The organism is Brevibacillus sp. NRS-1366, from assembly GCF_050467985.1.
In genome coordinates this window covers 49,024-70,660 of sequence record NZ_JBITPN010000053.1, presented here as the reverse complement: position 1 = coordinate 70,660, position 21,637 = coordinate 49,024, and the positions used below count along the sequence as shown (strand labels likewise).

The window sequence follows — 21,637 nt, the reverse complement described above, 5'->3', positions numbered from 1 at the left end:
GAGGAGAGTAATAGAATGGCTGACCTGAATCAACCTACGGTAGAAAACCTGGCTGTGATCATCGAGGGTATCAAAGCGAAGCTGAATATGGCAAACACCGCTGTCATGCGCCCAGAGGATTTTGATTTGGAGCATTATGAGGACCTGCTGTACCTGTATAAAATGGTGCAGAAAAAGTCCGCGTTTGGCATCAATGAGATGACTGCCATCGTCGAAGAGCTTGGTGCTATGCGCAAGCAAGCGTAAGTATGAGATCGCACAAAAAAGCGTCGCTCCCTCATCAGGGCGACGCTTTTTCCATTTCCAGCAGCCTAGGAAAGCTGGGGAACGCGCTTTTTCTCGGTGACCTCGTCTCTTCGCGGCGTGTTATTCCGCAGGAAGAGAGCCAGTATGAGTGCCATCACGGTAAACATGGTGGCGATCCAAAAAGCATCGCTTGTCCCCATCGCCATTCCTTGCATGGTAGCTAGTCCCATTTGTGTCTGATCCGCAGGGTTAATATGCTGGCTTCGAACGATGTCAGCCGTATGGGCCGCACTTTTTGTAGTCATGATTGTCACGAAAAGTGCAGTACCCAAAGCCCCTCCAATCGCATTGATCGTATTCGACATGGCTGTTCCGTGCGGGTTTAATTTCAGCGGAAGGGCATTCAGACCGGATGTCATTACTGGCATCATGAGCATCGACAGGCCAAACATCCGCACCGTGTAAAGGGTGACCAGATACGTGTAGCTTGTGTACAAGCTCAGCTTGGTGAATCCAAAAGTCGTCACGCTCGTGATCACAAGCCCGGTCAAAGCCAGCCCCCGCGCTCCAAATTTGTCAAACAGTCTTCCTGTTATCGGTGACATGATTCCCATGATGATACTACCCGGCAACAAGAGCAGACCAGATTGTACGGGCGTAAAGTGCAGGATGTTTTGAACGTAGACAGGCAAGAGAATCATCCCGGAATACAGAGACATGTTTACCATCAGGCTGATGAGTACGGCCAATGTATACGTTGGCGTTTGAAAAATGCGAAATTCCAGCATGGCGTGATCGATCGTTAGTTGGCGCCAAACAAAAAGCACCAGGCTGATACAGCCGATGAGAAGCATGATAATCACTTCTGTGTTTTTCCAGCCCAGCCCCCCCGCAGAGCTAAAGCCGTAGAGCAAGCTGCCAAACCCGATCGTCGAGAGCATAACTCCCCAAACATCGAGGCGTGGGCTGCTGGTCTCGGTCACATTTTTCAAGACAAAGGATGAGATCACAAGCACAATGAGTGCGATCGGGAGAATAATGAAAAACAACAGCCGCCATGAGTAGTGCTCGACAATCCAACCAGACAGCGTAGGACCAATCGCCGGGGCAAACACCATCGCAATCCCGACAATCCCCATAGCTGATCCTCTTTTTTCGAGCGGGAACATATTGAAAATGACGTTGGTCATCAGTGGCATGACGATTCCCGCACCTGCTGCCTGTACGACACGCCCTATCAGCATGATTGAAAAGCTGGGGGCTATCCCGCAAATGAGCGTTCCCGTGGCGAACAGCCCCATAGCCGTCATAAACAGCTGCCTTGTCGTATATTTTTGCATTAAAAAAGCCGTTGTGGGAATCAAGACCCCATTGACCAGCATGTAAATCGTAATGACCCACTGTGCCGTCGACGTAGTGATGTGGAACTGCTCCATCAGTTTTGGCAAGGCGACGTTTAATAGCGTCTGGTTCAGCAAAGCGGCGATGGCCCCCGCAATGATCACACCCAGAATCGACCCTCTGTGTATGTTTTTGCCTTCCACTCCTTGGTGTTTAGCCATTTTCGTCTTTACCCCTTCTCCACCTTCAGGTCATGGTAATGGTAATCCTATCCTCGATAGTATGTAACGTATTACCACTTGCCATTCCATTTCTGCCCAGGTAAGAAGAAGGAGGGAAGGGCGATCTTGTTCATTGGTTGGGTGGGTAGGTCGGTGGTCAGTAAGACATCAGTACAGCCATTTTTTGTTTTCCGACTCGAGAAAACGATCCAAAGAATCAGCATTCGTGTCGCCTAGACTACCTAGGAACGCTAACTGTTTGGCAATCATCTGACCAAACGATGGGAAATCTTTTCGTGCAATCCGAACTTGCGGATTCCATAAAAGCGAGAGTTGCAATGCTTGGTTATGAGCCAGTAAAACTTCTTCGATGTCAATCCAAATTCCCAAAGCCGGTCTTTTTCCTTGAACAGTCAGTGGTTCGAGTAGTTCAGGATCCTTGACAATGCATGCTCGGCCGTGAACCGTCAGTGCCCAGTCAATCCCCGGAACAAAAAACATCACTCCCAGTAGAGGGTTGACGAGAATATTACGGAAGTTGTCAGCCAGTCGATTCCCTGGACGATCTGGAATTAACATCGTGTTTTCACTTGGCATCATGACAAATCCATTGGGATCACCCCGCGGAGAGACATCTGCTCCGCCTTCTACTAGGCTTGATCCAAGACAGAGAAAGGGGGCATTACGGATAAACATTTGGCATTGTTCGTCCAATTCTGTCCGACGAACGACCGTCTCCACTTGATGTGTAAACGTCAACTGAGTATTCACATGTGCAGCAGAATCCCACAGACGGGAGCGAATGAACGCCTTTGCACAATGCAGATAACTCTCCACTACCGTGACTGCTATTGCCGCTTCACACTGATTTTCGGGAAAATGAGTAGCTAGCACATCCTTATCCCGAACAACGTGGGCACGCCCATTGATCCGCAAGGTCTCATTGACCACCGGAATAAAAAAGATAAGACCGATAAAAGGATTAGCCTGAATGTTTTCTAGGCTGTCACTTAAACGATTATCTGGATGATCGGGAATGAGCAGTGTACGATCATCCAGCACATGGACAAACCCAGGCAAGCCGCCCCGCGCAGACAAGTCGATGCTTCCGTTCGGCTGCCGTGTCGTTACACAGACGAAAGGTGAATGTGCGATAAATTCTCGACTTACGGATTCAAATACAGGCAGTTTTTTACCTTCTACATCTTTCGTTGGGTACCCGATGAACTCCCGTAGCTCTGCTTCGCTTTGTACGATTAAGGTAGGCATCATCTTCACCTGTAGCCCCTCCTAATTGAATGTTAAGCTTCCTTCACGTTAAGTGAGCCGGCAGCTTTGACGCGAATTCTCGTAGCGTTTCCTGGAAGATACGCCAACGGAACATCTTCAATATCGACTATTTCGACTGTCTCGGGGTCAGCGCCGGCATTTGTCGCTTCATCGATTGCTTCTTTTTTCGCTATATCCAATGCAACGTCACGGTCCAATTCGCCAAGGGTAAAAACTCTTTCGATTTGCCCGCTGATTTGCGAAATAGCAGCTCCAATCGCATTGGCAACACCGAAATTTTCTGGTCGCAACACTTCGGATGCCCCTTTCAGATGATCGGGAAAAAGGATGCTTCCACCCCCAACCAGAATTACCGGAACCGACTCACTGCTCGTCTTCATTTTATCAATTGCCACTTCCACCTTTTCGACCAGCGCCGCATATATATTCTCCATAAGAACTTTATCCAGATGAGCCACTTTTGACGGATCGCCCAACTCTGCTTTACCTAGAGCGACAGCCACGTCGGTAGCAGTCAGTGTATCACCTCCGAAAACGAGCCCCTTTTCCTGTAACTGATAGCCGACGCTTTCCGGACCAATGGTGACCCCTCCTTCTTGCTTACTACGAATCATCGTACCTCCGCCAACACCGATCGAAATGATATCCGGCATGCGAAAGTTAGTCCGCGCTCCGCCAATTTCTACTGCGAGCGAAGACTCTCGTGGAAACGACTTCACCAACACACCGATGTCGGTTGTCGTTCCACCCACATCTACAACCAACGCATCTGCTAGCCCCGTTAAGTAGGAGGCACCACGGATACTGTTCGTCGGGCCGCAGGCAATCATAAAAATTGGATACTTGACTGCGTATTCGATACTCATGAGTGTGCCATCATTCTGTCCGAAGAAGACTTTGGCATTGACTCCTTCTTGTTCAAGCGCGCGGACAAAGCCTTCTGTCATCTCTTTCGCTACATGTATTACTGCTGCATTTAAGATCGTGGCATTTTCCCGTTCTAACAAACCTACACTGCCGATCTCATGTGAGAGTGAGACTGGTAGATCCGCCCCCAGTACGTCATGAAAAATCTCAGCTGCCCGCAGCTCATGCCGTTTCGACACTGGCGAAAAGACGGAAGTTATCGCTACTGAATCAACACGCCCTATAAGTTCAGAGGCAATTCTATACAGTTCATTCTCTTCAAGTTTGGCTATTTCTCGCCCGTCAAACTCATGGCCTCCACCAACCACATACACATGCCCGCCTAAATGCTCCCGCAAGTCAGCCGGAACGCCGACCAACGGTTTAACGGCTAAAGCCGCCGGTGCACCGATGCGAATGACGGCAATGCGGTTAAGTCTCTTCCGCTCGACAATGGCATTCGTGCAGTGTGTCGTACCCAGCATCGCATATTGTATCAGGCTGCGAGGTACACCTGCATTGCTGATAACCGCCCGCATCGCTTGGTAGATACCGCTGGTAACATCCTCGGTAGTGGGCGTTTTGGTCGAAGCCACAATCCGGTAATCACTGTCAATCAACACGGCATCTGTGTGGGTTCCGCCTACGTCAATGCCAATACGATAATTCATTTCAGCGCAACTCCTTTCCCTATCAACGTTTCTACCGGTGTGTAATCAATGTCGTAGCCAAAGTATCGGGGGCCGCACGTTTCGATTCCTTTAGCCGTACGCCATTTCGGATGGCAGGGGATGCCTATTACTACCGCCCTCGATCCGTACCGCAGGCCTTCCGTAGTGATCGGTATCGCGGTTTCTGCATCTACCACAGCAATCAAATCAGGTGTTATGCACAGCAGGCGATCCTGCGTCTTCGCTAATAAATGTTCGTTTTGAAAACGAAGCTCCATCACATCACCTTTGTATGTCGCTAGCCCCTCCAGCTTCGCCGTCCCGCGAAGAAATCCCGCTTCCGTTTTTCTGTTGATATCCGTCACCTTCCCGCGAAACAGCTCAAATCCCCCGGTAAGACTAAGAATTTCCTGGATGGGATCGCAATTGTCCTCCTTAGACAGACGAATCGTGCGCCCAATCTCTTCCTCCAGTTTCAAGCTGTCGTGAATACCACTTTCCTTTAAATTTCTACCTGTCATCGGATAGACAGCAAACATGACTGCCCCGCCTTTTTGAATCGTCGCAGCGCGAGCAATCCGCTCTGCCCACAGATTGTCAATGGTCTTTAGCAACGTGACATTTCCTTTTTCATCAGCAATGACGAACGGGGAAGCCTGAATACCGTCCAAATAAAATGTCACCATTTGCATTTCCGGAAACGCTCGTCCCATCCCATCCACATCTACGACAGGCAGCCCCAGTCGGGCAGCAAGTGCAAGCGGCAGCATTGAGTTTAAACCACCTGCTTCAATCGGATATATAGCAAATACTTTTTTCCCCATAAAATGCTCCAAGGTTTCGAGCGCTTCTTTTGCTTCGTTTCCGTTTGGCACTTTTTCAATCATTACGGACGGAGCTCCCAACATACCTGTGGATACTACAAAGGCATCATCAGGAACTTCATTTACAGACAGCAAGGTGATCGGCCCGTATTCTTCAATCGCTTGCAGCGCCATTAACTTACCGATGTACGGATCTCCACCACCGCCAGTTCCCAACAAAGCAGCACCGACTGCCATGTCTTCAATCTCTTGTTTTCCCAATACTCTCATGTTTGTTCCTCCCTTGTGATACGCTCCACGAGCTTGTCATACATTGATCTCTTGACCAGGCTTCCGCTTCCGAATAGAACTAAGCATTTTCATGCCGATGTAGTAGGCGATGCCGCTAACCAACAGCGAGTTTACAGACGGGATACCTGCTTCGATCAAATACCCTACAAAAAAGCCAATTGCCCACGAGATCAAGGTGATTGGATTAAATTTTTCTGAATGTTCGGGTAATTTATTTTGCTTTCTACTTTCATCCAATATTCCCCTGGATCGCTTTAAGATAAAGTAATCCACGATCATAATCCCGCCTATCGGTGGTATCAACACACCTAAGAACATCAGGAAACCAACAAACTTATCCAGTATCCCGACCACTGACAACACCGTTCCAATTGCACCGATAATGAGTGTAATCAATCCTCGATTTACCTTTTTGCCCAATACCGAATCAATCACACCGGTAATCCCGAGAGAAGCGGAATACAGGTTGATATCGTTGATTTTTATAGTTGAGAAAATGACGACCGCCGCTCCAAACCAACCTGCCGTTTGCAATATGATGGTCACGACATCGGCGCTTTTGATCGCGTGAGCCATCAACACGGCGATCAGGTTAACACCCAACTCACCAAATATTACGGTACTCATTGTCATCCAGAACACGTCTTTCCCACTCCGACAATACCTACTCAAATCTGGAGTGATAATTGCCCCCATCATGAATCCTCCTGCCACCATAGTCGTGGCCATTCCCAAAGAAAGCACAGGGCCGGGTGGCGGCGAGGCAATCAATTCACCAATCGAATGATCTTGCAGTACGACATAAACGCCGTATGAAATGACTGCCAAAAAACCAGGCACAGCTATTTTCGCTGTCCAGCTAAGCCATTTCAGGCCAAAAATCACGATGAGCGTAACACCTAAGCCCGTAATGATAGCCGCAAGTGGAAAACCTAAGACTCCGCCTAAAGCACTGTCTACTCCTTTGGCGAACACAGAATTCTGAATTCCAAACCAGCCGACTAAACCAATTGCAATAACGATGCCGATTGCCCCGGAACCGTACTTGCCAAACCCCGTCCAACGGGCTAACAAGCTGGTTGACAACCCTTCGCGTACACCGGCAAGTCCAAGGAATAAACTGACCAATTCAAGCAAAACGCTGCCAAGCATGGTTGCCCAGAAGGCTTGCCAGAAAGTCAACCCATACCCCAGAGCCGCTCCCAGCATGAACTGCGATAAGGCAATCAGACCGCCTGTTCTGATCAACATGATTTCCCACATGGGAAGCCGGGCGCTCTCTGGCACCCTGGTGATGGAAAAGTCGTCCGCCATTTTCCCAGACCCAGACATAAGTATTTATCATCTCCTGTACATTCATATTTTTCCTATATCCGCTGTAAAGCCAGTCTTAACTGTTACTAAGGCAGCCTGCCAAATGCCTTTGCTTTGATCCGTAACGATCGATTAGAAACATAGGCAAACGGAATGATCTCTATGCTCTGAACATTCACCGTCTCAGGATCCGCCCCCGCATAGACTGCGTAGTTGAGTACTTCTTGTGCTGCGGATTGTACCACCTCATCACGACTTGCATGATCCAGACAAAAAATACGATCTAGACTGCCACTCAACGGGGCAATACACGCTCCTATTGCGCTAATTGTTTCCGCATAATCCGGACAGTAGATATCTGCCCAAGGATACTTAAATAAAGGCATGACCTGATCACGTCCTTCTCCGACGAACACAATTGGCAGAGGTTCGTAACGCGGTTGGAATCGTTGTACTGCACAGTAAATGGCATCGATCATCGCTTCACTAACGCGATGGTCACTACCGTAAGGAAGGGCAATAAGCTCCGGCATTTGAAAATTAACCCTGATGCCGAGCATTACTTGGTTATGCCCCCCTTCCTTTGGCACCCCTTGTTTCAACATCCCAATAGAAGTAAATGATTTTCCCACATCGACAACCACACAGTCATTCAGCTTAGTGAGAAACGAGGCTCCACGAAAGCAGTTTGCCGAGCTTGAGCGGAAGGTTCGAATGGGAAAATGCAGTGCATTTTCATACGACATCAGCGAACCGTCGTTTTGCGTAACATAAATCGAGGCATTGATCCCATGGTCTTGGAGCAGGTCTCCCATTCTTTTTAAAACCTTCATCATCACCTTGGATAGAGCAGCATTAAGGATTGCCGCATTTTCTCTTTCCAGAAAGCCGACACTTCCCAGTTGATGTGAGAGGGTAATCGGACAGTCGTCGCCAAAAACTTTACGAATCTGTTTGGCCACCAATTGTTCGTGGGTACTATTTACGGTTGAGAACGTTCCCGTTACAGCAAATGACTCGATTTCTTCAGCTTGTAGGGCTGGCAGCAATTTTTCCAAACGATCAAGAAACGATTCATTCAAGGAAACACTACCATCTACCTCATGTCCGCCCGGGATGTGAAAATGAAGCAAGCCAATTGCTTTACGCAGCCCCTCACTCCCCTCATAGAGTGGAGGAAGTGGGCATTCTGCCGGACTTATGCGTAGTGCACACACTTTGGCAAGGTTCTTTTCTTCTAGCAAAGCATTATGGCAATAGGTGGTCCCAACCATCACGTTCCCAATAGCTCCCGGGTTCACCTTGGACTTTGTAAGCAGCATGTTTAGCACAGAAGCAATTCCCCCCATAACATCAGGGGTGGTGGGCTGATCCGCCGAACAGACGATTTCAAGCTTGGCATTCACTAACACACCGATTACTCGTTCCCCTCCGACGTCGATTCCCAACCTAAACACGTTCCTGTCCCCCCTGTTCCAAAAGGCAGCGCTCTTGGGTAGAGACGTATGTTCCTTCCAAGCCATACGCTTCGGGGCCAACCACCTCTAACATATTTGGATGACGTACCATGTATGGACAGGGTATAGATATAACCCACACCTGCATATTCTGCTCAAGCTCTTCAATAGCCATCGAACGTCCTGTGCTTGCGTCCAAAATACAGATCAAGTCTGGCACAGTAGCCAATGTCTGCTTTCCCCGCTTTACTGACAGGTATTCATTTTTGAAGAAAACCTCAGCCTGTTCCCCCGTATCAAAACCCCCTCCCTCGATAATCAAGCTCCCAATGAGTAAACCTGCTGTCAGATTTCTTTGCAGGTTCACTACTTTTCCTTCCATCAGTTTGCAAGGGCGTCCGTAAAGGGAATTGTGCAAGACGTGAACAAGTGCGGCAAACACTTGGTGAATGTCTGCACCTGCTGCTCTCACCCTCTCCCCTAGACGCACGGCTAGTGAAATAGAACGATGTACAGCCACTTCCCGCAGCACTTGAGCCGTCATCGGATAGCAGGCGGTTGCTGCCCACCCTCCCATCTCCGTCACCTTTTGGCGTCCGACTTGCTCAACTTCAAAATTTGATGCCCTTTTGATTTGGTAACGATGGCCTCGATCATTTTGCATGATAAACGGACTGGCTTGAACCCCAAACGCATGAAAAGTCGTCATCTGCAATTCGGTAAATGTCCTGCCCATGCCATCACAATCGACAACCGGGAGTTTGGCCAAAGCAGCAGTTAGGATAGGAGAGAGGGCATTCATTCCACCAATGCCCACTGCCGTTACAGCACTGGCGGTCACTTGTTTTACTTGCTCTAACTGATGTAATGCCCCAATCAGTTCATTACCGCTGATTAACTTCTCGCTTAGAATCACTGGAGATCCGAAAATCGCAACAGGCACAACCCACTTTTCACCCGACAATGCAAAAGGCGAGAGCAAGGGAACAGGACCGTATTCACGAATCGCTTCCTCTGCCATAAATTGCATGAACGTAGTATCTCCACCACCTCCCGATCCCAGATACATCGCACCGCTCGCTAACGAACTGACGTCCTGTTGATGCATATACTGCTTCATAATGAATGGACCTCCTGATCACCTAATTAAGCAACTATCATACCAATCTATTTTTTTTGCTTAAACACTGGAAAAATCACGTTTCCGAGGCTCTTCTGTTTTTTCCCAATGGATTTGAATACAGAAAAATCCGAAATTTCAGTTCCTGAATTTCAAGATTATCTCCTGAATTCCTAGTTTTTCTTGCTAAATGTCGTTATTTTGCACTATTTCTTATTTTGACAAAAAACGCTTTCGCTGAATCTTATGTAATTTCCTGTACAAAGTAGATAGACTGATTCCTAAAGCTTCGGCAGCTTTTACTTTCCCTTCCGTACTGTTACCGTATTGTCTAATTGCTTCAATAATCAGTTGTTCTTCTGTCTTTTCAATCTCCAATTCCGCAAAAATGCCTATCCTTGGAGTTCTCACTTTTTGTGGAATATGCACCTCTTCGTCCTCTTTGCCGTTTTGAATCGACTCCGGCAAACTATTAACGGTAATAAGCTCGTTAATTTCTAAATTAATGACATACTCTACCACGTTTTCTAATTCACGAACATTCCCTGGCCAAGGGTACTGAAACATCTTCTGTAAAGCTTGTGATGAGAAGCGCTTCGGCTCCTTCCCGAAGCGTTTGCCAAACGAACTCATGAAAAAGTAAATGAGCTCGTACAAATCTTCGTTCCGGTCGCGTAATGGTGGTACGTATAAAGGAATCACATTCAACCTATAAAACAAATCTTCACGGAATAGTTTCAAGGAAATCATCGACTCGAGGTCCTTGTGAGTAGCAGCCATCACCCGCACATCTACCTTAATGCTTTCTGCGCCTCCCACTCGTTCAACTCTACGCTCTTGCAGCACGCGGAGTAGTTTGGCCTGCAAATAGAGCGGCATATCTCCGATTTCATCGAGAAACAACGTCCCCCCGTCAGCAATTTCAAAACGTCCTGCTCTCCCTCCTTTTTTCGCTCCGGTAAAAGCCCCTTCTTCATAGCCGAATAACTCACTTTCCAGCAAGGACTCGGGAATCGCGGCACAATTAAGTGCGACAAAAGGAGCATCTTTTCGTAAACTGGCCCCGTGTATCGCTTGTGCCAACACTTCTTTCCCGGTACCACTTTCTCCCCGGATCAGAATCGTCGAATCACCTTTTGCCACTTTTTCTGCCCGTTCTTTTAGAGCAGTGATATCCTGGCTGTTACCGCGTATATCGTCAAATGTATAACGGGTTACGTACTTTTTACTTTTCTCTTTGGCTTCCTGCTCAACATACTCCGTAAACTGCAAAATAGCTCCTTCTACCTGTTTCTCTACGAACAACGGGTGCATTCTGCACGTATAGGAATGGTTTTTCCCGTCAGCATCAAGTAACTCAAGTGGGTACTCTCTCAACGGATTTCCTTTTTTGATTAGCTCCAGGAGGAACGGCGCGTTCAACAGCTCGATAATATTTTTGTTTGCAAGTGTAACTTGGGAATAGCGCCAAATGGTTTCAGAGGCTGTATTTGCATGAACAACTTGCCCGTCAGGATCAATGACTAAAATGGGCTTGGCTAGTAACGACAACAACCCCTCCACTTCCATCAGCAATTTTTTACGCTCTTTCTTCAAGTCTTGAATGACGTCCACTTTGGCTCCTCCTTCCAATCCATCCTTGTACGTGCTTCATCGCCGGCGGATGATAACTGTCGTCTACCGCCCCATTTCGCTTCAAAGTATCCCCTCCAAGCAAAGTTCCGAAAATGACCAGAATCGGAACAATTCTATCATTCAGTATAGCGAAATCAACTGTTCAGAACCATTTCGTGGCCTATTAATGATCAAGTTCCCATTACGGGATAGCGACTGGTACAGTATTTGGGTGCTTCAATCCATCTGTACTTTCAACCGGGTAGAGTTATCGCTATCGGCATCGCCTGCCCACTGGGAGAGCCCTGCAAAACAGTTCTTCTTGGGGGTAAGAGTAGGGCAACCCCTACACTTCTTTTTCAAAAATAGGTACTTTAACGAAAAACTGCAGCCCGTCCTCCCTTAGGAGGCGGGCTGCAGTTTTTCGATCAACGTAACCATTCGCTTCGCATTCACAACGAAAGCCGTAAGTATGGCCTGTATGTCTTTTCGGCACCCTCTTGATCCTTCTTCAACTCCGGTAACCGTCGTCACCTTTGTTCGAAAGATGCCGACTTAGGCCCCCCAGGTTTAACATCGTTTATAGAGCGCGTCAGACCACGATCCTGCTTTATCGCTCACGCATAAATTCTATAAATTTTTCCACCAAGTATGGGTCAAACTTCTTGCCGCTTTGCTCCTTTATTTCATATAAGGCTGTTTCCGTATCTACTGCTTGCTTATATACCCGATGATGAGTCATCACATCAAATGCCTCAACAATTAAAAAAAGTCTGGATAAAAAGGGAATCTCCGTTTTCATCAATCCATACGGATATCCGGTTCCATCCCATTTCTCATGTAAGGATAATATTGCTTCTGCCACTCTGGCATAGCCTGTGGATTTTGCAATTCTGAATCCAGTTTCACTATGGGATTGTATCAATTCTATTTCTTTTTCTGTTAGGGACCCTGTCTTCGCAATCAATTCTTTAGGAAACGTAATTTTCCCCAAATCATGCAATTCAGCAACCAGTTGAAGATTTTGAACTTTAGCATCGTTTGGCTGATATCCCAGCTTTATGGCAAAATGAGTAGCCATTTCTTTTGTTCGCTCCAAATGTCCTGGACTGATCAATTGAAGCTCTTCTAACATTTTGATACCTTTTTGTATCATTCGATTTTGAAATACTCTACTTTCCCGGAATTTTTCTCTATACATTTTTTTCTCTGCTATTTTTAAATAAGAAGTGATGTGATCTGTATTTTTTTCCATAATAGAAATGCCTATTGACATACTTATTTCAAACGGAAGTTGGATATGATTTGCTTCTGATTGAGAATGGTTCTCTCCATGATTCTTAATCGTTTGTTTCAACTGTTCGCATATGGCCTCATTGGCGTTGGGTATAAGTATGATAAACTCATCCCCTCCCCAGCGAAACATGTTTGAATGATCCGGAGCGGCTGTCTTCAATACATTAGCTGCATGTTGCAGGAATTGGTCTCCCGTTTCATGTCCAAAGACGTCATTAATGAGCTTTAACCCATTCATGTCAATAAAAACAATACCCAAAGGAAACATATCATTTGTGAGCTGTTCACAAAATATGTCCATGTATGCCCGGTTATGTAAAGTGGTTAAACTGTCATGGTAACTCAAGTATTCCAGCCTTTTTTGCGATTGGAGCTTCTCAGTAATATCTGTAAGAATAAGTAAAATAATTTCTTCTTGAACTTCTTTATACTCCAACGGGCTAATCGGTATAAATTGCAGTAGGATACTCTCGCTATTCAATGTAATTTGAGTTGGCAGTTGTTTGATTATTTCTTCCTTCTCTGTCCGTGGTTGTGTTGCAAAATACTGTTTAAGAAGCCTTTCCATTTCTTGCTTTTCCTTGGAATCATCTGACCACAATAAATCTGTTATCTTCTGTTTAGAGGGATTCTTTTTTATTATCTCTATCGTTTTCGCACTATATGCTTTGTCCACGATCAAATCTTGTCCAAAGGTGAGAAAGCCTTGATCCACATTATCGAGCAATGTCTTGATTTCTGATTCACGCCTTCTTAATTCCTTGGCTAGAAGATCCCCTATGTTCAAGGTTTTGATGGATGTTTTAAGCAGGTGTTCATAATCTTTAAGTAATTCCTCAAAGTGAGGTATGAATGTACTTTCTTGATATTCTGCCGTTGACAGCTTGGCTCTTGCTTCATCAAGTGTCTGCAGCTCTTGAGAAAAAACTTGATTGGTTTTACGGAGTCCCATATTTGCTGACCTCCTTCCATTCCTATTCCTCGTTTAGTCATAAGCGCATGTTTTACTGCGGCAAGCTATCTTTCTACCCTTTGTTATTCAGGAATTGCTTTTTCCACTATATCAAATGGAAAATTCAAATCTTCTTTAAATTCCTCAGCACATTCTAATCCACTTTCATTGCCAGCATCGTAATACCAAGTAAGTTTAATCCGCTTATTCCGATTTATATATGCCTCGTCAAATAAGTCTAACAGTACCATAAAACATTTCGAACTACTTGTATTGATATATGGAATATTTAATTCCACAACCACACTTGCTTCCTTTTCGAGTTGACTCAAATATTCCTTCACCCACTCCATTATGGGTTCATAAAAGGCGAACGGATTCTCAGGATAGGATTGTCCTTTGATAACCAGAGTATTTTGATCCGGGTCGAAGTTGACTTCTGGTGTGCTTTTTGTGCCTTCTATCATTAATTTATCCATATGATCACCTCTAAACTATCGCTTTTAAAGAAAAGAAATACAGATTTTCATCTACTTCTTTAACGGAGTATTCAATGGGATAATTTGCTTTTCTAGCTACATCAATTAAACCTAGCCCTGCGCTCTTGCTTTCTGGCGCAAGTACTTCTTTCAATTTTTCCTTGTAGCGTTTCTTCAATTCCTCTTTATTTAAAGCAGCTATTTCTTCAATGATCGTAATTAATGGCTGGATGTCCGTACCTTCTGTGATGTTTCCGGAGCAGATATAGTATCCTTTTTCTTCTCTTCCTATAATGACTATTCCAGAGTGGAGAATTTGTTCGTAATAGAAACTATTTGTCTTTTCAGAGCTATAGTTTCTTATATTTTGGGTTTGTTCAATAAATATCGAGAAAACATTATAAATTTCTTTCTTTGGAATATCTTCCGTTTCCAGATATTTTTTCACGGCTTCGCCAAGCTCTTCTATTAATGTTTGTGAAAACTTACCTGAGAAACTGATTAGGATTTGATTTTTTTTCAATTCTTCACTCACGTGGATTAATTGATCATTTTTCACTCGTTCTCACTCCTATTAATGGTAAATGTAGGTTAATTTACTATTTTGAGTGGTATCTGCATGCAAACAGGGTAATATCATCTCGTTGTGTTTCGTTCCCCATAAATTTATTCATAGCTGTAATGAATGCTTCTCTTTGTTCATCTATTGGCTTGTCATAGTTTTCGTCTATTAATTGGATGAAGTTTTTTGTTCCAAAGCTGGATGGATCGTTTTCACTGTTTTGATCAAGGTAACCATCTGTTGTCATATAAAGAATATCTGTAGGCTCTACCTCCATGCTCGTCTGTATAAATTCGTATTCTTCATCTGTTCTGCGATACCCTATGCTTTTTCTATTTCCTTTCATAATATCTAATTTATGCTTATTTTTAATAAAGAGCGAGAACTTGGCACCCGAAAATGTAATAACGTTATCTTTTTGAAAATAAATGATGCCAATATCCAGCCCATCATCTGTTAATCCTTTTTTTGTCTCTTGCTTCAATGTTCTTTTTATTGCTTGATTTAGCTTTTTTAGTATCGTACTGGGATCAATAATGGATTCTCGTTCCACAATATGATCTAATTCAGAAATGGTCAGTATTGTCATTAGTGCTCCCGGCACACCATGTCCTGTGCAATCCCCTATTGCAAAGAGACAGCCGTCCTGTGTCCTTTTTAACCAATAAAAATCTCCGCCAACGTGATCTCGTGGCTTCCAAATTAAAAAGTGCTCTTCAAAGAGGGCACTCAATTGCTCCTCATCCGGCAAAATGGCCTCTTGGATGCGTTTTGCATAGTCAATACTATCTGTCAGTTTTTTGTTTTTATCGGAAACCTCTCTTGTGCGCAAAGATATTTCCGCTTCCAATTGTTGGTTCACCTTCAAAGCCAATTGATAGGGGTTCGTGATCTTTCGAGACACATAATAGAATAGAAAGATGATGGCTAACAACAGGATGATGATAGATAAAATGGTATTGTATTTGATTGTTTTTAAAAAGGATACGGTTTCTTGTCTCGGCAATTGAAAAATAAGCTTCCAATCCGTTGATGAGATCGGATAGCTCACTAAATCTATTACTTGTCCCTGTTCGTTCTTGTAGTCAATCACGTAAGGAGTGCCGAGATGAAATTGCTCCCTTATTTCTTTCTTCGCATTCTCTGGCATGTAGGCATCTATCGTTGTGCCGATATGATCGAGGTTATCTGACAGGTAGATGTTCCCATCGCGGTCTATCAGCCATAAATTGCTGTTTTCAAAGTGACTATATTCCTTAAAATCATTTGCCAGCCTTTGCAAACTAAAGCCGATTCCTACAATGGCAATCGGGTCATCAATCTCGCCCATCAGTGTGTTTACAAAAACAAAAGTGTTATTACGAGTGCTATTATAATCAAAATTAACCGTAACTTTTTGTTTGGATTTCAAGGTTTTGAAAAACCAATTATGGTATGGATTATTTTCAGACATGATTTCAGCCATAGTCCCTGTTTCAGCCCAATAATGCTTCGTCACATTGCTAACAATAAAGGAGTTGTCGTAATCCAGATCTGTTACCAGTTGCTTCAGTTTATGAACCGCATATGGCTCCAGCTCTTTTTTGGTTTCTCCACTAGACACCCAATCATATACGGCCGGATCTTGCGCAAAAAAGATGGTTGTTTCTTTGGCTCTCACGATTTGCTCGTCAATTTTGGTGGAGACGGATTCAGCTAGATAGATCATGTCTTTTTCTTTCAGCTTTTTGACAACCTCTTTTTCCGTAATCACATAAACCAATGTACCGACAAGCAAGATAGAAAAAATGATTAAAAAGCTTGAAAAATATAAAACAATATCTGTTTTTCTCTTATACTCTAGCTTTACCGAATCAGCTGGTTCTCTCTTTACGATTACCTGTTCTTTGGTTGACATTGTTTCCCTTTCATTCACGCTGTTCAAATCAATACATCTTCGCTTCCGTCGCATTGTTCTTCCTATTATATCATCTTTTGTTTTCGCTCATTTATTTTTATTGGTAAAGATTCAACAACTCCTTTCAAAAACTTTCATGGAATTACTTAGCCGAAAAACCTGACCAAAGTGGCCAGGCTTCTCGTTTCGCATTGTATGCTTCCTTACCTTAATCAGCGCAGCAATCGCATCTCTGATTCATCATTCATCCTGGTACTTTTTCACCACAATCACAGCATTATGCCCGCCAAAGCCAAACGAATTGGAGATTCCAATGTCGATATCTGCCAGTCGTGCCTGATTCGGTACGTAATCCAAGTCACAGAGTGGATCACGCTCTTCGAGATTGATCGTCGGCGGGATGATTCCTTCTTGCAAGCTCTTCGTCAAAGCAATCGCTTCTACCCCTCCGGCAGCACCAAACATGTGGCCGATCATAGATTTGTTTGCCGTAACAGGAATCTCATAGGCACGCTCCCCAAACAAGCGCTTGATGGCCGCTGTTTCCGAACGATCTCCGATTTCGGTACTGGTTGCGTGAGCACTAATCACGCCGACAGCTTCTGGCTGGATCTGCGCTTCTTGCAAGGCCCACTTCATCGCCAGGTAAGCGCCCATCCCCTCGGGATGGGTGGCGACCATATGATACGCATCCGAGCTGGCTCCGTAGCCGATTACCTCTGCATAAATACGGGCATTCCGGCGAATTGCATGTGACAGCGACTCCAGCACGACGATCCCTGCTCCCTCGGCCATGACAAATCCATCCCGATCGGCATCGAATGGTCGGCTCGCTCGGGTCGGCTCGTCATTTCTCGCTGACAACGCTGTCGCATTGGCAAAACTGGCGAGCGAAATGTCTGTTACCGCCGCTTCCGCTCCGCCTGCCACAATGACATCCGCGCCTCCACTTTTAATCAACCGAAATGCTTCTCCAATCGCCGTATTGCCGATCGAGCAGGCTGTTACAGGCGACATCGTAGGTCCGTATGCCCCAAGCTTGATACTGATCATCGCTGCAGCCATATTGGAGATCATCATCGGCACCAGCGTAGGACTTACCCGCTCCGGTCCTCGATCCTTCAAAACACTATGCTGCTCGAGCAAGGTCTGAACACCACCGATACCAGAGCCTACATAGACCCCCATCCGTTCGCGGTTTACCTGATCGAGGCGAATCCCCGAGTCCTCCAGTGCTTCCTCAGCCGCTGCCAACGCATATTGGCAGAAGCGGTCCATTCTGCGCACTTCCTTGCGTCCAAATCGTCCTTCGGCGTCGAAGTCACGCACGATCCCTGCGATCTTCGTTTTATGCCTGGATGTGTCAAATATATCGATCAGAGATATTCCCGATTTCCCTTGGACCAAGCTATTCCAAAAATGCTCGACCTGATTGCCCAGTGGTGAAATGACTCCCATTCCCGTAATAACTACGCGCTCCATCGTAATCCCCCTATCGCTATTATCCTTATGGACATCATCTTGTCACAACTGTTATCCTATTACAAGTTGTTGTTTATCCTAGTATAATGAATACCAGAATGATCACTACTACCAAGGATTGGATGGAGAGTATGAACCATCAGACGAGACTACAGGCATTATCTACATTTCTGAAGACACAACGCGCCAAAATCTTGCCCCAGTCGATTGGGCTTGCCCCTGGAACTCGCAGACGCACACCTGGTCTTCGCAGAGAGGAAGTCGCGGGGTTAGCTGGCGTCAGCGCTACCTGGTATACATGGCTTGAACAAGGACGGGATATCAAGGTCTCGCCATCTGTATTGGACGCCGTCGCAAAAGCCTTGCAATTGACGGTAGATGAGCGAAAATACTTATATGCTCTCGCAATGGAAACGGGTACTGGAGTCAGTCTGCAAAAGGAAGAGGCACCTCAGATCAGCCCTTCGCTGGAACGGATTTTACAGGAATTGCGCTCTTGTCCGTGCATTATTTCAGACAGACGCCTGCACATTGTCGGGTGGAATAAAGCTGCCTCCCATGTGTTTATGGATTTTGAACAGATCCCTTACGATCAGCGCAACATGCTTCGCTTGCTTTTTACAAGAAAAGAGTTTCAACGTCTGGCCGTCAATTGGGAGCATTTTATCAGCGGCTTTCTGGCCATTTTCCGCGCCTACTACGGGCAATATGTCGAAGACGAGTGGTACGAGCAATTTTTGGCTGAAATGAAGGACGTGCATCCTGACTTTCATACGCTATGGGAACAAAGCGAGGTCAGCTCTGCTCCCGAGGTCGTAATTGAATTTCGCCATGCCAAAGCGGGAAAAATGCTGTTTCACCTGACCTCTCTTCAAGTGCACGGCAGTGCGGATCTGCGCTGCAGCATCTACACGCCTGATCCTAGTTCCGCCACAGAGACCAAGCTCCGACAGCTCATGGAACGTCCTGAGCAGTCTTCTGAAGCGCGAATGCAAAAAGCCTGACCGCGATGGCCAGGCTTTCATTCGTATTTGTATTCGTATAGTTACTGACGCTCGATCAGTGATTGACGATACCTACTCGTGCTTCTGCTGCAGCATGGTGATCGGTCTCTTCGCAGCCTTCTTTCCACAGCATGTAGCGAATACTGTCTGCCAGTGCTTCCCAGCTCGCTTCAATCACGTTGGTTGAAACGCCTACTGTGCTCCATTTTTCCCCGTTGCTGGCCGATTCGATCAAGACGCGAACCTTCGCCGCTGTTGCACCATTTTCATCGAGTACACGTACCTTATAATCGGCGAGGTGCATGTTGGCGATGCACGGATAATAGCCTTCCAGTGCTTTTCTCATCGCATTATCCAGCGCGTTGACAGGACCATTTCCGTCTGCTGCGGTATGAACGGTTTCGCCATTGACGCTGAGCTTGACAGTAGCCTCCGATGTGATGGATTGGACAGCCGCTTTTTCCATCAAGATTTTGAACGAATCGAGTGTAAACAGGCTTTTCAGCTTGCCGGCCGCTTCCAAAAGCATCAAGGTAAGCGATGCCTCTGCCCCCTCGTATTGATAGCCCTGGAACTCACGCTCTTTAATCCGGGTAATGACTTCGCGCGCTTTTTCACGATCCAGCGAGAGATCGATTTCCAACTCTTCCATTTTGGCCAGCAGGTTGCTCTGTCCTGCCAGCTCTGAAACGAGCACGCGGCGCTTGTTGCCGATATTTTCCGGCTCGATATGCTCGTAAGTTTTCGGATCACGCAGAACGGCACTCACGTGAATACCGCCCTTGTGAGCAAATGCACTATGTCCCACAAACGGTTGATTGTTTGGAAGCGTCATGTTTGCAATCTCAGCTACATAACGGGATAACTGTGTCAAACCTTGCAACTGCTCATCGCTAACACAGTGAAGCCCAAGCTTCAACTGCAGGTTGGGAACGACAGAAATCAGGTTGACGTTCCCGCAGCGCTCGCCAATTCCATTGATCGTGCCTTGTACCTGCTTCGCTCCCGCCTGAATGGCTGCGAGTGCGTTTGCTACAGCAACACCGCTGTCATTATGCGGATGAATTCCGATTGGCACCCGCAACTGGCTCACGGCGTTCTTTACGATATCATACACCTCATGGGGAAGGCTTCCGCCATTTGTATCACACAGGACGATCCAATCCGCTCCAGCTTCTTCTGCTGCTTCCAGTACCCGTAGCGCATAGCGAGGGTTGGCCTTGTAGCCATCAAAGAAGTGCTCAGCCAAAAAGAGCGTCGTCAAGCCTTTTTCTTTTAAGAAACCTACTGAATCAGCCACCATCCGAATGTTTTCTTCCAGTGTGGTTTTCAGCGCGTCGGTAACATGCAAATCCCACGACTTCCCAAAAATAGCCGCTGCCGAAACTCCACTTGCGATCAGTGCCTGTAAGTTATCATCCTCGGAAGCAGCCACATTTGGACGACAGGTGCTACCGAAAGCAGTTACTTTGGCATGCTGCAGCGGAATCTCCCGGACGCGTTCGAAAAACGCCATGTCCTTTGGATTGCTGCCTGGCCATCCGCCTTCGATAAAATCAATACCAAACTGATCTAGCCGCAGTGCGATCTTTATCTTGTCTTCCACTGACAGGCTGATCCCTTCTCCCTGCGTTCCATCTCGCAGGGTTGTATCGTACAGATACACCTTGCTCTCCATGTCTCCACCCATTTCTACTATTTGTCAGAATAATCTCATCATTTGAAACTTTAGATGTTACCCAGTATACCATAGCCGAAATAGAAAGAAAACGCGTGAAATCATAGGTTTTTTCTATGTCCGTCGGTGGAGGACAAACGCTGCCGTCTGCTCGATCGCTTCCTCTAACTGAGGAGATGTTCCTGAAAACGGGTGACGCGTGTTAAATGTATGGTCAGCGCCTTCTATCCAGTGCAGCTCACTGTTTTTCGCTGCCTCGTGCAGACGTTTCGCTCCCTCTACCAGACGGACAAAATCTTTTTCGCCTGCAATGATACAAAGTGGCTGTTCCGTGGCGCAAACTTTCTCCAACAGGTCGTATTCCTGGCGATTCATATCCACATCATCAATAACTGCGCGAGTAATTGGCATGTTTTGACCTGTTCGCGCATTCGGTATGTATCCGACTCCATTTTCCTCAATCTGTGCGCGAAGCTTCTCATCGAACAGATTTACATTGGCGATTCCATTCCATGTAACGATGCCTGTCACACGCGGGTTGCCTGCACCAAAAAGAATGGCATCTCCTCCGCCCTTACTGTGTCCCAATACAAACAATCTGTTTTTGTCCACAAACCCAGGCAAATCGATCTTTCCTGCTTCAATCGATTCTGTCAGCACGGTTAAATCGGCAATTTCACGGGCAAACGTATTGCGCCCAAACTTCTCGAGCTCATCGAAATCAGTCAGGCTCTCCCCTACTCCATTACAGCTAAAATTGAAGCGGATCGTTGCAATCCCCCGCTTCGCTAACTCCCCGGCAACATAAGGGAAGCTCCCCCAGTCCTTAAAGCCTTTAAAACCGTGGCAAAAAATAAGCAATGGTTGTGCAGGTGCCGCCGATTCGTCTGCATGCAAGTCCCCGCGAATCGTCAGGTCTTCTCCTGCCGGAATTGAAAAGGTTGTTTGCATCATCTGGCCTCCACTCCTCGTACGCTTTTATCATATTATGC

Annotated in this window: 17 protein-coding genes; 2 read left to right on the top strand and 15 right to left on the bottom strand. The window is 46.1% G+C overall.

What is annotated here, in order from left to right; all coding sequences use genetic code 11:
- The first annotated feature begins 15 nt into the window (after nt 1-15).
- Nucleotides 16-246, top strand: coding sequence for a DUF1128 domain-containing protein (locus ACIFQN_RS30935; protein ID WP_429836893.1), 231 nt, complete (start codon nt 16-18; stop codon nt 244-246).
- A gap of 65 nt (nt 247-311) precedes the next feature.
- Here ACIFQN_RS30935 and ACIFQN_RS30930 read toward each other — a convergent pair whose 3' ends face one another.
- From ACIFQN_RS30930 to fabF, 13 genes are all read right to left on the bottom strand, one after another.
- Nucleotides 312-1,808 carry a DHA2 family efflux MFS transporter permease subunit gene (locus tag ACIFQN_RS30930; RefSeq protein WP_429836892.1) on the bottom strand — a complete coding sequence of 499 codons (1,497 nt, stop codon included), beginning with the start codon at nt 1,806-1,808 and terminating at the stop codon, nt 312-314.
- 168 nt (nt 1,809-1,976) lie between these two features.
- A complete protein-coding gene (locus ACIFQN_RS30925; protein WP_429836961.1) occupies nt 1,977-3,080 on the bottom strand; it encodes an MSMEG_1061 family FMN-dependent PPOX-type flavoprotein in 1,104 nt (367 codons plus the stop codon).
- Nucleotides 3,081-3,109: 29 nt separating this feature from the next.
- Complete coding sequence (locus tag ACIFQN_RS30920) at nt 3,110-4,675, bottom strand: hydantoinase/oxoprolinase N-terminal domain-containing protein (protein ID WP_429836891.1); 1,566 nt, start codon at nt 4,673-4,675, stop codon at nt 3,110-3,112.
- Complete coding sequence (locus ACIFQN_RS30915) at nt 4,672-5,769, bottom strand: DUF917 domain-containing protein (RefSeq protein WP_429836890.1); 1,098 nt, start codon at nt 5,767-5,769, stop codon at nt 4,672-4,674. Before ACIFQN_RS30915 ends, ACIFQN_RS30920 begins: the two co-directional genes overlap by 4 nt.
- A gap of 36 nt (nt 5,770-5,805) precedes the next feature.
- Nucleotides 5,806-7,122, bottom strand: coding sequence for a purine-cytosine permease family protein (locus tag ACIFQN_RS30910; protein ID WP_429836889.1), 1,317 nt, complete (start codon nt 7,120-7,122; stop codon nt 5,806-5,808).
- A gap of 68 nt (nt 7,123-7,190) precedes the next feature.
- Complete coding sequence (locus ACIFQN_RS30905) at nt 7,191-8,561, bottom strand: hydantoinase/oxoprolinase N-terminal domain-containing protein (RefSeq protein WP_429836888.1); 1,371 nt, start codon at nt 8,559-8,561, stop codon at nt 7,191-7,193.
- The gene (locus ACIFQN_RS30900; protein WP_429836887.1) at nt 8,554-9,681 is read right to left on the bottom strand and encodes a DUF917 domain-containing protein; all 1,128 of its coding nucleotides are present in this window, start codon (nt 9,679-9,681) and stop codon (nt 8,554-8,556) included. The genes ACIFQN_RS30905 and ACIFQN_RS30900 overlap by 8 nt, the downstream gene beginning before the upstream one ends.
- Before the next feature lie 213 nt (nt 9,682-9,894).
- Nucleotides 9,895-11,295 (bottom strand): sigma-54 interaction domain-containing protein, encoded by a 1,401-nt coding sequence (locus tag ACIFQN_RS30895; protein ID WP_429836886.1) that lies wholly within the window; start codon nt 11,293-11,295, stop codon nt 9,895-9,897.
- A 610-nt stretch (nt 11,296-11,905) separates the two neighbouring features.
- Nucleotides 11,906-13,543 (bottom strand): bifunctional diguanylate cyclase/phosphohydrolase, encoded by a 1,638-nt coding sequence (locus tag ACIFQN_RS30890; protein WP_429836885.1) that lies wholly within the window; start codon nt 13,541-13,543, stop codon nt 11,906-11,908.
- A gap of 83 nt (nt 13,544-13,626) precedes the next feature.
- Nucleotides 13,627-14,022 (bottom strand): DUF1987 domain-containing protein, encoded by a 396-nt coding sequence (locus ACIFQN_RS30885; protein WP_429836884.1) that lies wholly within the window; start codon nt 14,020-14,022, stop codon nt 13,627-13,629.
- Nucleotides 14,023-14,032: 10 nt separating this feature from the next.
- Nucleotides 14,033-14,581, bottom strand: coding sequence for a SiaB family protein kinase (locus ACIFQN_RS30880; protein WP_429836883.1), 549 nt, complete (start codon nt 14,579-14,581; stop codon nt 14,033-14,035).
- A 40-nt stretch (nt 14,582-14,621) separates the two neighbouring features.
- Nucleotides 14,622-16,499: a SpoIIE family protein phosphatase gene (locus ACIFQN_RS30875; RefSeq protein ID WP_429836960.1), complete on the bottom strand. Its 1,878-nt coding sequence runs from the start codon at nt 16,497-16,499 to the stop codon at nt 14,622-14,624.
- A 222-nt stretch (nt 16,500-16,721) separates the two neighbouring features.
- Nucleotides 16,722-17,963 (bottom strand): beta-ketoacyl-ACP synthase II, encoded by a 1,242-nt coding sequence (gene fabF, locus ACIFQN_RS30870; RefSeq protein ID WP_429836882.1) that lies wholly within the window; start codon nt 17,961-17,963, stop codon nt 16,722-16,724.
- 131 nt (nt 17,964-18,094) lie between these two features.
- On the opposite strand from fabF, the gene ACIFQN_RS30865 reads away from it, so the two are divergent.
- On the top strand, nt 18,095-18,967 hold the full coding sequence (locus ACIFQN_RS30865; RefSeq protein ID WP_429836881.1) for a helix-turn-helix transcriptional regulator: 873 nt from the start codon (nt 18,095-18,097) through the stop codon (nt 18,965-18,967).
- Nucleotides 18,968-19,022: 55 nt separating this feature from the next.
- Here ACIFQN_RS30865 and cimA read toward each other — a convergent pair whose 3' ends face one another.
- Nucleotides 19,023-20,645, bottom strand: coding sequence for a citramalate synthase (gene cimA / locus ACIFQN_RS30860; RefSeq protein ID WP_429836880.1), 1,623 nt, complete (start codon nt 20,643-20,645; stop codon nt 19,023-19,025).
- 114 nt (nt 20,646-20,759) lie between these two features.
- Nucleotides 20,760-21,599, bottom strand: coding sequence for an alpha/beta hydrolase (locus tag ACIFQN_RS30855; RefSeq protein ID WP_429836879.1), 840 nt, complete (start codon nt 21,597-21,599; stop codon nt 20,760-20,762).
- Nucleotides 21,600-21,637 lie beyond the last annotated feature (38 nt).

What these genes read in the sequence shown, in the direction of transcription:
- ACIFQN_RS30915 (WP_429836890.1), bottom strand. Translation starts at nt 5,769, where the DNA reads ATGAGAGTATTGGGAAAACAAGAGATTGAAGACATGGCAGTCGGTGCT.
- ACIFQN_RS30935 (WP_429836893.1), top strand. Translation starts at nt 16, where the DNA reads ATGGCTGACCTGAATCAACCTACGGTAGAAAACCTGGCTGTGATCATC.
- ACIFQN_RS30900 (WP_429836887.1), bottom strand. Translation starts at nt 9,681, where the DNA reads ATGAAGCAGTATATGCATCAACAGGACGTCAGTTCGTTAGCGAGCGGT.
- ACIFQN_RS30890 (WP_429836885.1), bottom strand. Translation starts at nt 13,543, where the DNA reads ATGGGACTCCGTAAAACCAATCAAGTTTTTTCTCAAGAGCTGCAGACA.
- cimA (WP_429836880.1), bottom strand. Translation starts at nt 20,645, where the DNA reads ATGGAGAGCAAGGTGTATCTGTACGATACAACCCTGCGAGATGGAACG.
- ACIFQN_RS30930 (WP_429836892.1), bottom strand. Translation starts at nt 1,808, where the DNA reads ATGGCTAAACACCAAGGAGTGGAAGGCAAAAACATACACAGAGGGTCG.
- ACIFQN_RS30910 (WP_429836889.1), bottom strand. Translation starts at nt 7,122, where the DNA reads ATGTCTGGGTCTGGGAAAATGGCGGACGACTTTTCCATCACCAGGGTG.
- ACIFQN_RS30855 (WP_429836879.1), bottom strand. Translation starts at nt 21,599, where the DNA reads ATGATGCAAACAACCTTTTCAATTCCGGCAGGAGAAGACCTGACGATT.
- ACIFQN_RS30920 (WP_429836891.1), bottom strand. Translation starts at nt 4,675, where the DNA reads ATGAATTATCGTATTGGCATTGACGTAGGCGGAACCCACACAGATGCC.
- ACIFQN_RS30885 (WP_429836884.1), bottom strand. Translation starts at nt 14,022, where the DNA reads ATGGATAAATTAATGATAGAAGGCACAAAAAGCACACCAGAAGTCAAC.
- ACIFQN_RS30925 (WP_429836961.1), bottom strand. Translation starts at nt 3,080, where the DNA reads ATGATGCCTACCTTAATCGTACAAAGCGAAGCAGAGCTACGGGAGTTC.
- ACIFQN_RS30865 (WP_429836881.1), top strand. Translation starts at nt 18,095, where the DNA reads ATGAACCATCAGACGAGACTACAGGCATTATCTACATTTCTGAAGACA.
- fabF (WP_429836882.1), bottom strand. Translation starts at nt 17,963, where the DNA reads ATGGAGCGCGTAGTTATTACGGGAATGGGAGTCATTTCACCACTGGGC.